Here is a 12,516-nt window from a genome sequence, read left to right as displayed (position 1 = left end):
CTCCTTTTTTATTTATTCAATAAACAACAAACTATCTTCCTCTAAATCATCCGGTTTATCAAAGCCTACACCTTCTTTATATACATAGTAAATAGGCACATATACAAAAGAAGCTGTAAAAAACACTCCAACAAAACACATTAGCATTCCCACAAATTGTGACAACATAGAAGAAATCAACACTAACCCAAATATTATCAACCAATATTTATTCCCTAATTTAAAACTCGCTTTTATCAAATCAGAAACAGTCAGCTCCGGATTAAAAGCATATACTACCCGAGTCAAATGAAGAGGAACCAGTACGTAGAATAAAGGTAAATAACACAGCATAACTGACAGCAATACAATCCCAAACATTGACAACCCCAACCGTATTGTCTTTCCTATATATCTTTTTTTCAAAAACATAAAATAATCGGAAGTTTCCGGCTCTTGATGATCGACCTGTTTACAAACCTTGAAAAAATGAGCAGAAATCCCCATTTGAACACCTGTCAACACCACCACAATACACATAGCAAATATCACGAACAATATCATTATACCAACTCCCACACCTTCTAACGCTTCAAAATCCGACGCTCCATAGCCTGAATCCAAAGAAGCACCTATCCCTGCCATTAATATCATCGGAATATACAGCAGTAACAATAAAGCAAAGCCTATGACCCCCTGTAATAACAAATGAACAAAACCCTGTATCCAGACTTTCTTAAACAATTCGATACTCTTGGTAAAAATATCTCCGAAATCAATGGTTCTTTTCCCGTCTATACGGGTTAACAACTGATTTATATCCATAAAAAATAACTGATTTTTTGACTAAAAACAGCCAAAGATAGAACATTTACAAAAAATTAATTATGCCACTTTGTCACAAAATAGTATTAAAAAGTATCTTTGCATATTATTTGACCGGAATGGACTAAGGAAACAGATATGGAGAAGACTATTGATGAAAGCATACAAGGACAAGCATTGGTTCTTGATCAAAAAAAAGAAAATAAGAGAAAGCTCTTTATAGAGAGCTATGGCTGCCAGATGAATTTTAGCGATAGTGAGATTGTTGCTTCTATCTTGGAAAAAGAAGGATTTAACACAACTCAAAACCTGGAAGATGCTGATCTGGTACTAGTAAATACTTGCTCTATTAGAGAAAAGGCAGAACAAACCGTCCGAAAACGATTAGAAAAATACAATGCCGTAAAAAAGAACAACCCAAAGATGAAAGTTGGCGTTTTGGGATGTATGGCAGAACGCCTGAAAAGTAAATTTCTCGAAGAAGAAAAAATCGTGGATCTAGTTGTAGGTCCTGATGCTTATAAAGATCTCCCAAATCTAATCGAAGAAGTCGAAGCCGGAAGAAACGCAGTCAATGTCATTTTATCCAAGGAAGAAACCTATGGAGACATTTCTCCTGTCCGCCTACAGGACAATGGTGTTTCTGCTTTCGTATCTATCACCAGAGGATGTGATAATATGTGTACTTTTTGTGTTGTTCCTTTTACCAGAGGACGAGAGCGTAGTAGAGACCCTCAAAGTATTATGAAGGAGATAGATGATCTGGTCTCTAAAAATTATAAGGAAGTCACTTTATTGGGACAGAATGTAGATAGCTACCTTTGGTATGGAGGCGGTCTGAAACGAGACTTCAAACATGCCAGTGAATTCCAAAAAGCTACTGCCACCAACTTCGCCAAGCTACTTGATATGGTCGCTATCAAATACCCTAAATTACGTCTTCGTTTTACAACATCCAATCCTCAGGATATGACTATGGAGGTTATAGATATAATGGCTAAACACAGAAATATCTGCAAATATATTCACTTACCCATTCAAAGTGGAAGTGACCGAATCCTAAAAGCAATGAATCGTCTTCACACCAGACAGGAATATTTCGATCTTATTGATAATATCAAAAGTCGTATTCCGGATTGCGCTATTTCGCAAGATATCATTACCGGATTCCCTACTGAAACAGAAGAAGATCACAAAGACACGCTCTCATTAATGGAGTACGTACAATACGACTACGGTTTTATGTTCGCATACTCAGAACGTCCCGGAACACTTGCTGCCAAAAAAATGGAAGACGATATTCCTCTAGATGTAAAAAAGAGAAGATTAGCTGAGATTATTGAATTACAAAGAAAGCACAGCGAATTCAGACACAACTCTTTTATAGGACAAACAGTAGAAGTTCTTATCGAAAAGTCTTCGAAAAAATCTTCTGAACACTGGAGCGGCAGAACAACCCAAAATACAGTAGTTGTATTCCCTAAAGACCAATATAAAATAGGGGATTTTGCTATGGTAAAAATAGATGGATGTACCAGTGCCACCTTATTAGGAAACGCTGTAGGATATTCTGATAACAACTAAAAATAATTAAGACAAGAAGAACACTATGGAATCCGTTCAAGCTACGAAACAACGCTTTGGCATCATCGGTAATGACCCGAAACTCAATCGCGCTATAGAAAAAGCTATCCAGGTAGCCCCTACAGATATCTCTGTATTGGTAACTGGAGAAAGTGGAGTAGGAAAGGAAAGTGTTCCTAAAATTATTCATTCTCTTTCTCACAGAAAACACGGAAAATATATTGCCGTTAACTGTGGAGCTATTCCCGAAGGAACAATTGACAGTGAATTATTTGGTCATGAAAAAGGAGCGTTTACCGGAGCTACTCAAACCAGAGCGGGATATTTCGAAGTAGCCGACGGAGGTACAATTTTTCTTGATGAAGTCGGAGAACTCCCGTTAACAACTCAGGTCAGGCTTCTCAGGGTACTGGAAAACGGAGAGTTTATTAAAGTTGGATCCTCCAAAGTTCAAAAAACCAATGTTCGTATTGTTGCTGCTACAAATGTGAATATGTTTGAAGCCATTAAAAAAGGAAAATTCAGAGAAGACCTGTATTATCGGCTTAGTACGGTAGAAATTCTACTCCCCCCTCTACGAGAAAGAAAAGGAGACATTCACCTCCTCTTTAGAAAATTTGCTGCCGATTTTGCTATTAAATACAAAATGCCAACTATACGCCTAAATGACGAAGCAGTTATATTACTGGAAAAGTATCACTGGAGTGGAAATATTCGACAATTACGCAACATTGCAGAGCAAATCTCAGTCCTTGAACAAAACAGAGCTATTAACGCTCCTACCTTAAATGGGTATCTGCCGAATATTGGAAGTACATTACCCGCAGTAGTTTCTTCCACTAAAAGCGAAAGCGATTTTAGCAACGAAAGAGAAATTCTCTACAAAGTATTATTCGATATGAAAAGCGATTTAAATGATCTGAAAAAGCTGACTATGGAATTAATGCAAAGTGGCAATTCTCAACAAGTACAAAAAGAAAATGAAGGGTTAATTCAAAAAATATACGGAAATAACGAGGAACCGGTTCATTTTCAAGAACCTACACCCCCTACCCCTGAAGTTTTGGAAATCTCTTCTCACACGCCAATTACTACCAAAGAAGAAGACAAATATCACTTTGCAGAGGAAATTGAGGAAGAAGAAGCACTATCTCTTCAAGATATAGAATTAGAGCTCATTAAAAAATCCCTGGAAAGACACAAGGGAAAACGAAAAGCCGCTGCAGAAGAATTAGGAATTAGCGAACGTACTTTATATCGAAAAATAAAACAATACAATCTATAATAAAAACAATTACAGCACGTACTGTATATTGAAGCAAATACATGAAAAAACTATTTTATCTCATACTCGGAGTTATTGGCATCTTTTTACTACAGGGATGTGGGGCTTATTCTTTTAGTGGAATATCAATCAGCCCTGAGACCAAAACTTTTCAAGTTAATTTTTTTCAAAATCAATCTGCCCGAGTAATTCCCGGAGCAGATCAGACGTTCACCAATCAATTACAAGATCTCATTCTAAATCAGACGAATCTTAACCTGGTAAGCGCCGATGGAGATATTGTATATGAAGGGGAAATTGTAGAGGATCGTGTTTCACCTAACACTGCAACTTCTGCTATTACAGCTGCACAAAACAGGCTTACTATATCGGTTAATGTCCGGTTTTATGACACAAATGATCCAAAACAAGACCTGGAACAACGCTTCTCTTTTTTCTTTGACTACCCGGCTTCTTCCTCAGAAGATTCTGTACGAGATGAAGCAATACAGATCATATACGAACGTATCACGCAAGACGTATTCAATGCTACTTTAGCAAAATGGTAATAACAAACAGACTTGAACAATAAAGAACTTACATATCTCTTTAAACACCCTACTGAGCTAAGCAGGCTTCAGACCGATGAACTAGAAAAAATCATCGCTGAATTCCCTTACTTTCAGTCGGTACGCTCTTTATGGCTCAAAGGATTAAAAGACCAAGGAAGTTTTCGATACAATCAGGCACTAAAAACAACAGCAGCTTACACCACAGACAGAAGTGTCTTATTTGACTTTATCACTTCTCCTGTTTTTCTAAAGAACACCTCTTCTACTGAGGCTCACAACGATGATATTGAGGTCAACGAACCAGAAGAAGTCTCCAGCTTAGAAAAAATTTCGATAGATGATGCTGTCACGATGAAGATAGAAGAAGCTGAACATGTACTCAACCCTTTACTATTCACTGACAAATCTTCTGAAAACACAGGTACGGAAAACAAAGAAGAAAAAACAGAAGAGTCCTTCTCTGCACAGGAACTTACATCACAAATCTCCGAATCAGAAGCCGAACACCCGATATCAGAAAGTGAGCAAGAAAAGAATACAGATATACAGCAATCTGCTGATCACACCAATGAGGAAACCTTAACACAAACACCTCTGGAATTTGACAAGAAAGAAACGCACTCTTTCGCAGAATGGCTCAAGCTTACAGCCATTACCCCAATAAACAGAACTTCTAAAGAGATTACTTCTTCCAAACAAAAATCAGAAGAAAAAGAAGAAACATCTGAAACAAATACTACTCTAGACGAAGAAAAAACAAGTAGCACTTCCGAAACCGAGTCGATCAAAAAATCCAAATTTGAGCTGATTGACAAATTTATAGAAAGTGCCCCAAAAATAAAACCTGCAAATAAGAATGCCCCTGCCAGAAATTTAGCGAAGGATAACCCTATCGCTCCTGATGAATTAATGACAGAAACTCTGGCCAGAGTATACCTGGCTCAAAAGAATTACAAAAAGGCAATTCAGGCATACAAAATATTAATTTTGAAAAATCCCGAAAAAAGTGGTTTCTTTGCAGACCAAATTAGATCGATTAAGAATTTACAAGACAATAAATAACAATATAATGACAACTTTTTCAATTTTTTTAATCCTGATCGTTATCGTATCATTTTTGCTAGTTGTTGTAATCATGGTACAAAATCCTAAAGGAGGAGGGTTATCTTCATCTTTTGGAGGCGGTGGTACACAGCAATTAGGTGGTGTAAAAAAAACAACTGATTTCTTAGATAAAAGTACATGGGCACTTGCAACACTGTTGTTAGTCCTAATCTTATTATCTAACATAGACTTAATGAATGGATCTTCTGTTCCTGAGTCTAAAGTAGATACAGAAAATGTACAACTAGAAACACCTCAGACACCTTCTACAGAAGAAAACAATGCTGAATAGTGAATAGACAGTACAACAAATTTTGATATAAAAAATGCCGACTTGTCATATAAGTCGGCATTTTTATTTCAATTTGTCAGTATCTCTATAGTGGCATAATTTCTGAAATAACAAAGATCAAAATGTTTCAAATTAAATAATATTAAAAACAATCATAATGGGAGTAAACATTAAACCTCTTTCAGACCGTGTTGTAATAGAGCCTCTTCCGGCAGAAACGAAGACAGCATCGGGATTATTTATCCCTGATTCCGCACAAGAAAAACAACAAAAAGGTAAGGTAGCTGCCGTAGGTAGTGGTAAAAAAGACCATGACATGACTGTTAAAGTTGGTGACACCGTACTTTATGGTAAGTATTCCGGTACTGAATTAAAATTAGACGGAAAAGACTATTTAATTATGCGTGAGGATGATATCCTAGCAATCGTTTAACAATAAACCAAACAAAAAAATACACAAATCATATTCAAAATAATATGACAGAACAGATGGGTTGCATCTGTTTCATATAACTTGACAATACTGATTTACAAAAAAAGAAGATATCATGGCAAAAGATATAAAATTTGACATAGAAGCACGTGACGGTATTAAACGTGGTGTTGACGCATTAGCCAATGCAGTAAAAGTAACATTAGGACCTAAAGGACGTAATGTAATTATCAGTAAATCATTCGGAGGACCAACTGTAACTAAAGATGGAGTTTCTGTAGCTAAAGAAATCGAATTAGAAGATGCTTTAGAAAATATGGGAGCTCAAATGGTAAAGGAAGTAGCCTCTAAGACAAATGATCTTGCCGGAGATGGTACTACTACAGCAACAGTACTTGCACAAGCTATCGTAAAAGAAGGATTAAAAAATGTTGCTGCCGGAGCAAATCCTATGGATTTAAAAAGAGGAATTGATAAAGCTGTAGAAGCGATTACTGCCGATTTAGTAAAACAATCCAAAGAAGTAGGTAGTTCTTCTGAGAAAATCAAACAAGTTGCCTCTATCTCTGCCAATAACGATGAAGTAATCGGAGACCTTATTGCACAAGCATTTAGCAAAGTTGGAAAAGAAGGAGTAATCACTGTAGAAGAAGCAAAAGGTACAGATACTTATGTAGATGTAGTAGAAGGAATGCAATTCGACAGAGGATACCTTTCTCCATATTTTGTGACAGATAGTGAAAAAATGACAGCTGATCTGGAAACACCATATATCCTTTTATACGACAAGAAGATTTCTTCTATGAAAGATCTTCTTCCTATTCTAGAACCTGTTGCTCAAACAGGAAAACCTCTTTTAATTATTGCAGAAGATGTAGACGGAGAAGCATTAGCAACACTTGTGGTAAACAAACTACGTGGAGCATTAAAAATTGCTGCTGTTAAGGCTCCTGGTTTTGGAGACAGACGTAAAGCAATGCTTGAAGATATCGCTATCTTAACCGGAGGAACTGTAATCTCCGAAGAGCGTGGATTCACTTTGGAAAATGCTACCATTGAACACCTTGGTACTGCTGAAAAAGTAGCTATAGACAAAGACAATACAACTGTGGTAAATGGTTCTGGTGATGAAGAATTAATTAAAAACAGAGTAAACCAAATCAAAGCTCAGATAGAAACAACAACTTCTGACTACGATAAGGAAAAACTACAGGAGCGTCTAGCTAAATTAGCAGGTGGTGTAGCTGTATTATACGTTGGTGCTGCTTCTGAAGTAGAAATGAAAGAAAAGAAAGACCGTGTAGATGATGCATTGCATGCTACAAGAGCTGCTGTAGAAGAAGGTATCGTTGCCGGAGGTGGAGTTGCCTTAGTACGTGCTAAAACAACTTTAGGTAGCATTACAACTGAAAATGCTGATGAAGCTACAGGAATTCAAATTGTAAACCGTGCAGTTGAGTCTCCATTGAGAACGATTGTAGAAAATGCAGGAGGAGAAGGATCTGTAGTAATTTCAAAAGTAATCGAAGGTAAAGATGATTACGGATACGATGCTAAATCAGAAGCATATGTAAACATGTTGGATGCTGGTATTATCGATCCTAAAAAAGTAACGAGAGTTGCCCTGGAAAATGCTGCTTCAGTATCAGGAATGATCCTGACTACAGAATGTGCATTAATTGACATAAAAGAAGACGCTCCTGCTGCAGGTGGCGGAATGCCTCCAATGGGAGGAGGAATGCCTGGAATGATGTAAATCTAATCCGGTTTTCCCTAACAAGAAATAACATAAAAAACCATCCTGAATTATCAGGATGGTTTTTTTATTATTTTATTAGCGCCTGATGATGTCTTTCAATAAGAAAGACCTGTTTTTATTATCGATACTTGTATTCAATTGAGTACACTTCATTTGGCTCTCCTTCTTCTTTAATTGTTATCACTGCAGCGGTAGGATAATCATCCGCATCATACACATATGCTATTGTTAATTCTGCGACTACAGCTCCGTCTTCATCTTTATAGACCATAGATGAAATATTATTAACCGGAAACAATGTCCGAGCTTTTACAATCTCCGGGCTTTGCGGTTTCATACTGAAATTCAGCATTACCTTATCCATAATTTCTATAAGGCCCGCTGCTTCAAATGTATAAAAAAACGGATTTGGAGTAGCATCATATGTTATGGTAGCGGTTAGCTCTTCTTTATAATGAACATACTCTCCATTCTCATAATCATACCCCTCATCTATAACCTTAATTACAACAGGGTTTCCACTATCATCATAATCAAGCACTTCTCCTATCTCAAAAGCATCATATGGCGACTTATACAATTCATCGATACTAAATGGTTCTTCTTCTCCACTAACAGTACTTAGCTGATTATTTTCAAAAGTCAACACGGCTGTTTCTTCTCCGTTGGTAGCACTCGTCACTCTATTATTACCATCATAGGTAATTGACAATTCATAATCTTCTTCTCCAGGAGCCATTGCGTCATACGATACTGATTCTATTAATTTTTTCGCTACATCTCCATTTGCATTATCAAACTGGTCTGTTACTGAATCCTTATTACAGGATATAAAAAAAACGCTTAGTGCAAAAGCACCTACTAAAAGTAATTTTTGTTTCATTAGTTATTGATATTTATAGTTATTGCTTATTTCTTAATCGATTTGAAAAATCTATGATTCATAAAGACTTCTTCCTGATAAAAAGAAAATCAGAAAACACCTCAATCAGGCAATCCGTTTTTACAAACTATGGTAATATAAAGACACCTTATCCACTGAATAAGGTGTCTTTATAGGTAGGTTCAATCTATTATTATCCCACTTATGGGCTCTTGATTAATGATATTATAGATAGTTCGTTCTGATAGAAAAAGTCGTTCAGAAAGTTCCGAAACAACAATTTTCATCTGTCTATCCTGGTTTTCTGAAATATATTTATGCACAAACATTCTACGCTTTTCCAGCAATCCATAACTTCGTTTCATGAGGGACCTGATTTAACTGATTATTGTTTTCTCTAAATGTTTCCTTGATTACAACTATTAGTTTGTAGCGTTTATCAAAAAAATGTTTCCTTTATTTTTAAAAAAAATACACAGAACTTTCATTTTTTGACAAACTAAACAAGCTAACTTTTGTTTTGTTAGTTATCAATGACTTGTGTTGAAGAATTGAACTTATAAAAAATACAGATTACTTACATCTTTGCTTTTTTATAAGACTGATAACACATTGAGATTTTTTCTCCCCCATCACATTTTGTACACTGTTTTTTCTAACTTCAAGATATTTTTTAAATACCATACTGGTTACAATTTAGTAGTTATACACTAGTTTAATTTTGAAACACGCCCACCCCTCTCTTCTCATAAAAAAAGAAAGATGTGAAGCACTTCAATATTGCACGCAAAAGCGCACTCGTGGGGATATCAAACAATCAGAAAAACCCATAATTCTCTGAAAAAGAAACAATCAGTATAAAACAAACTGAAGTAGTTTCAGAAAATCATCATTTAATTTTTCTTTGTTTTTACGATTCAAACCTATAACTAAATAGGGGATAAAGCAAGTGCGAAAAGAGGGGATTTTTCCCCTTTTTTTAAGTTTTTTTTGTAGAAAAATAAAAATTACTAGTATAAATCATTATTTACGAGCTCTTTTTAAAATGAGCAACTGCATATTTCCTCATTTTATTTTAACAAAAAAATAACATCTTCGAATTACACTTCTGTTTTTTTTCAAACAATCAACTCCTGTATTAATTACATGACCATTGAAAATCTGCTACTTTAAAACGATGTTTTGGAGGGTAGTTATAGTGCCACCATTCGGATCGAATGGTTTCAAATCCGTGTTTTTCCATTCCTTGTCTTAGTATTTTTCTGTTTTTCAGAATACGATCAGAAAAACCTGTATAAGAGTGCCTTGATTCTTTCCCAAAATGATCATATGGACTTCCCATGTCTACTGGTTTTCCCGACATATATTCTAATGAGATATCAACTGCTGCTCCTCTATTATGCACAGATCCTCCTTTAGGATTAGCTACATAGCCAGGGTTAGGAAAGATTTTCCACATTTTTTTCTGCACACTCAATGGACGATAACAATCATAGAATTTAATTCTATATCCTTGCTTATTAAAATCCATATTAGCAGCGATTAGAGCTTTCGCAACCACTCCTCTGATATAACACTCTCCACATGAATACACGGCTTTTTTCAAAAAATTATCAGGGGTTGCATATTTAATATCATACACAAAACCATCAGACAATTCCCTGATTGCCACAAATGCTTCATCATCGAGATGTAACAACCGATTTCTTCTGTTTTCTCTGACCTGTATTACTTCTGCCTCCCGGGTAGTTTTTTTAGCTATTTTTTGCCCAACCAAAATGATTTTCTCTATAGCCTCTGTTATCATATTCTGCTCTTTGACTGATGTTTTTTTCTCTTCTTTACAAGAAATCAAACACCCCAAAACAATTAAAACAATCCATTTATTCATCTTTTTCCCTCTATGAACGAATGCATATACACCTATTAAACAAGTTATAACAAGGCTCTGAAATAATTTTCTTTTTCAGAATTCCATACGCATTTCTGATTACCAAAGACCAAAGATAGCTTCTTTTCACTTATTACTATTATTGATCCGGGCTCTAAGCAAAGTAAATAGTCATATCAGCTCCCTCTGTTATAAGAACCTGTTTTTATTGCTTCTGCAAAGTATCTACCACACTCCCACATCTAAGCATTTCTCCTGCAAAATATGGGTTCATCACTTCATCTTCATAACTAAGCCATTTAGCTCCTCTGTTTTCATCTCCCATTGGACAAAATTGAACAAACAGCGTGCGTCCTTTCTGATCAAATCCCTCTGTAATTTCTATCATAGCATCCGAGAGCTTTTTAAATTCTTTCTGCTGCACTCCCAATGCTGTTGCTGTTGTTATTCTTGCTGTTTTCTTTTTTAATTGACTCACTAAGCCTTTCTCTTTTTCTGAAAAATCTGTGGTTTTAACATTATCAAAAACCTCCAGATTTTTTACCCCTGCATCTTTAATTAACTGGTAATCTCCTTTAATAAGCGCATCTTTAACCTGAATATACCCATTTATTATCTGTTGCATTTCCTGCTGAAAAACTTCACTAAAAACCGGAGTTATTATATTTTCTTCTTTTTTCTTTTCCTCTTTTCTGTTCATCATAGAATATTTTCCCTGTAACTGAGCAGAGGCATCCACTGTAAATGTTCCATTAACTACAATTTCTTCTCCTTCTGACACTCCTGAAATCACTACATAGTCATCCCCTGATAACGCCCCTAAAACTACTTCCCTCATTTCAAAAACAGCTTGTTTGTGTTCTGGTTTAACATATACTACGGATCGTTTCCCTGTCCATAAAACGGCACTTTTAGGTATCAAAATCGCTTCTCCTCCCTGTTTCGCCGTTTCATTTTTTTTGATAACTCCTTCTATAAACATTCCGGGTTTTAATCGCTCGTCTTTATTTTTTAACAACACTCTTACAGTTACTGTTCTTGTTTTTTTATCTAACACAGGGTTTATAAAAGAAACTGTAGCTTCTAGTGATTCTTCAGGAAATGCATGAGTTCTAACGATTACTTTTTGCCCTATTTTTAGAGACGAAATCATATTTTCATACGCATCAAAAGCTCCCCAAACCGTATTGAGATTCGCAATTCTAAACATTGCCTGCCCCTCTTTTAAGTGATCTCCAACTTCTATATTTTTTTCAGTGACAACTCCAGATACATTTGCATATACCGGAAAGTTGCTTTTCACCTTTCCGGAACGTTCTATTTCTTCTATTTGCGTGGCTGTAAGCTTCCAAGATGCAAGTTTCCTCTTTACCGCCTCATACAGAGCAGGCTGCGCCGACTTTAAAGAAACTGCCGTGAGCAATTCTTGTTGAGCTGCTACTAATTCTGGAGAATAGATCAAAGCTAACAATTGTCCGTTACGAACTGTCTCCCCCGTATACTTAACATATAGTTTTTCGATCCTGCCGGAAAAATGGACCGTCTGCACTGCATTTTCTTCTTCATTTTCTGTAATTACTCCTGATAGTTTTATCGCCCCTTCAGTCAATGCATCTTTCCCGATGACACTGGTCTCTATATTAGCTAGCGCCATTGCATTTTCAGTCATTCTAAACTGACCAGAAGTCAACCCATCTGTTGTTTGATCTGCTGGAATCAGATCCATTCCGCATATTGGACAATCTCCAGGTTCCGGCTGCATAATTTGCGGATGCATTGAACAAGTCCACATCTGTTCCTTTTCTGTATGTTTATGTTCTTTTACTCCTTCTGAAGCAACAGCTGCTCTCTTCCCAAACAAAACATATCCGATACCGATTCCTATAATCAAAATACCTATATATACACTATACTTTCTCATCTCTTTTGT

The 12,516-nt window shown here is 36.1% G+C and carries 12 protein-coding genes; 7 read left to right on the top strand and 5 right to left on the bottom strand.

Annotated elements, in window-relative coordinates; translation table 11 throughout:
• Positions 1–12: 12 nt before the first annotated feature.
• A complete protein-coding gene (locus ACFSTE_RS02400; RefSeq protein ID WP_378258310.1) occupies positions 13–804 on the bottom strand; it encodes a hypothetical protein in 792 nt (263 codons plus the stop codon).
• A gap of 138 nt (positions 805–942) precedes the next feature.
• On the opposite strand from ACFSTE_RS02400, the gene miaB reads away from it, so the two are divergent.
• The 7 genes from miaB to groL all read left to right on the top strand — a co-directional run bounded on the left by miaB (position 943) and on the right by groL (position 7,809).
• Positions 943–2,388, top strand: a complete 1,446-nt coding sequence (miaB, locus tag ACFSTE_RS02395) for a tRNA (N6-isopentenyl adenosine(37)-C2)-methylthiotransferase MiaB (protein ID WP_176027733.1) — start codon at positions 943–945, stop codon at positions 2,386–2,388.
• Positions 2,389–2,413: 25 nt separating this feature from the next.
• On the top strand, positions 2,414–3,673 hold the full coding sequence (locus ACFSTE_RS02390; protein WP_176027734.1) for a sigma-54 interaction domain-containing protein: 1,260 nt from the start codon (positions 2,414–2,416) through the stop codon (positions 3,671–3,673).
• Between the two features lie 41 nt (positions 3,674–3,714).
• A complete protein-coding gene (locus tag ACFSTE_RS02385) occupies positions 3,715–4,221 on the top strand; it encodes an LptE family protein (RefSeq protein WP_176027735.1) in 507 nt (168 codons plus the stop codon).
• A gap of 12 nt (positions 4,222–4,233) precedes the next feature.
• On the top strand, positions 4,234–5,286 hold the full coding sequence (locus ACFSTE_RS02380; protein WP_378258307.1) for a hypothetical protein: 1,053 nt from the start codon (positions 4,234–4,236) through the stop codon (positions 5,284–5,286).
• Between the two features lie 7 nt (positions 5,287–5,293).
• Entirely contained in the window at positions 5,294–5,620 is a 327-nt protein-coding gene (gene secG / locus ACFSTE_RS02375) for a preprotein translocase subunit SecG (RefSeq protein ID WP_176027737.1), read from the top strand.
• Positions 5,621–5,777: 157 nt separating this feature from the next.
• A complete protein-coding gene (locus ACFSTE_RS02370; RefSeq protein ID WP_176027738.1) occupies positions 5,778–6,053 on the top strand; it encodes a co-chaperone GroES in 276 nt (91 codons plus the stop codon).
• 115 nt (positions 6,054–6,168) lie between these two features.
• The gene (groL, locus tag ACFSTE_RS02365; RefSeq protein ID WP_176027739.1) at positions 6,169–7,809 is read left to right on the top strand and encodes a chaperonin GroEL; all 1,641 of its coding nucleotides are present in this window, start codon (positions 6,169–6,171) and stop codon (positions 7,807–7,809) included.
• Between the two features lie 121 nt (positions 7,810–7,930).
• Here the strand turns inward: groL and ACFSTE_RS02360 are convergent, their stop codons facing one another.
• From ACFSTE_RS02360 to ACFSTE_RS02345, 4 genes are all read right to left on the bottom strand, one after another.
• Entirely contained in the window at positions 7,931–8,695 is a 765-nt protein-coding gene (locus ACFSTE_RS02360; protein WP_176027740.1) for a hypothetical protein, read from the bottom strand.
• A 182-nt stretch (positions 8,696–8,877) separates the two neighbouring features.
• Positions 8,878–9,060 carry a hypothetical protein gene (locus tag ACFSTE_RS02355; RefSeq protein ID WP_176027741.1) on the bottom strand — a complete coding sequence of 61 codons (183 nt, stop codon included), beginning with the start codon at positions 9,058–9,060 and terminating at the stop codon, positions 8,878–8,880.
• A 773-nt stretch (positions 9,061–9,833) separates the two neighbouring features.
• Entirely contained in the window at positions 9,834–10,586 is a 753-nt protein-coding gene (locus ACFSTE_RS02350) for a M15 family metallopeptidase (RefSeq protein ID WP_378258301.1), read from the bottom strand.
• Positions 10,587–10,791: 205 nt separating this feature from the next.
• The gene (locus tag ACFSTE_RS02345) at positions 10,792–12,507 is read right to left on the bottom strand and encodes an efflux RND transporter periplasmic adaptor subunit (protein WP_378258299.1); all 1,716 of its coding nucleotides are present in this window, start codon (positions 12,505–12,507) and stop codon (positions 10,792–10,794) included.
• Positions 12,508–12,516: the final 9 nt, after the last annotated feature.

This window comes from Aquimarina hainanensis (genome assembly GCF_042684685.1).
Taxonomy (GTDB): domain Bacteria; phylum Bacteroidota; class Bacteroidia; order Flavobacteriales; family Flavobacteriaceae; genus Aquimarina; species Aquimarina hainanensis.
The sequence above is the reverse complement of the archived record's forward strand: the minus strand, read 5'-3'. Positions and strand labels throughout refer to the sequence as shown.

Coding starts and splice junctions, on each gene's coding strand:
- groL (WP_176027739.1), top strand. CDS start 6,169: ATGGCAAAAGATATAAAATTTGACATAGAAGCACGTGACGGTATTAAA.
- ACFSTE_RS02370 (WP_176027738.1), top strand. CDS start 5,778: ATGGGAGTAAACATTAAACCTCTTTCAGACCGTGTTGTAATAGAGCCT.
- ACFSTE_RS02390 (WP_176027734.1), top strand. CDS start 2,414: ATGGAATCCGTTCAAGCTACGAAACAACGCTTTGGCATCATCGGTAAT.
- ACFSTE_RS02385 (WP_176027735.1), top strand. CDS start 3,715: ATGAAAAAACTATTTTATCTCATACTCGGAGTTATTGGCATCTTTTTA.
- ACFSTE_RS02350 (WP_378258301.1), bottom strand. CDS start 10,586: ATGAATAAATGGATTGTTTTAATTGTTTTGGGGTGTTTGATTTCTTGT.
- miaB (WP_176027733.1), top strand. CDS start 943: ATGGAGAAGACTATTGATGAAAGCATACAAGGACAAGCATTGGTTCTT.
- ACFSTE_RS02360 (WP_176027740.1), bottom strand. CDS start 8,695: ATGAAACAAAAATTACTTTTAGTAGGTGCTTTTGCACTAAGCGTTTTT.
- ACFSTE_RS02400 (WP_378258310.1), bottom strand. CDS start 804: ATGGATATAAATCAGTTGTTAACCCGTATAGACGGGAAAAGAACCATT.
- secG (WP_176027737.1), top strand. CDS start 5,294: ATGACAACTTTTTCAATTTTTTTAATCCTGATCGTTATCGTATCATTT.
- ACFSTE_RS02345 (WP_378258299.1), bottom strand. CDS start 12,507: ATGAGAAAGTATAGTGTATATATAGGTATTTTGATTATAGGAATCGGT.
- ACFSTE_RS02355 (WP_176027741.1), bottom strand. CDS start 9,060: ATGAAACGAAGTTATGGATTGCTGGAAAAGCGTAGAATGTTTGTGCAT.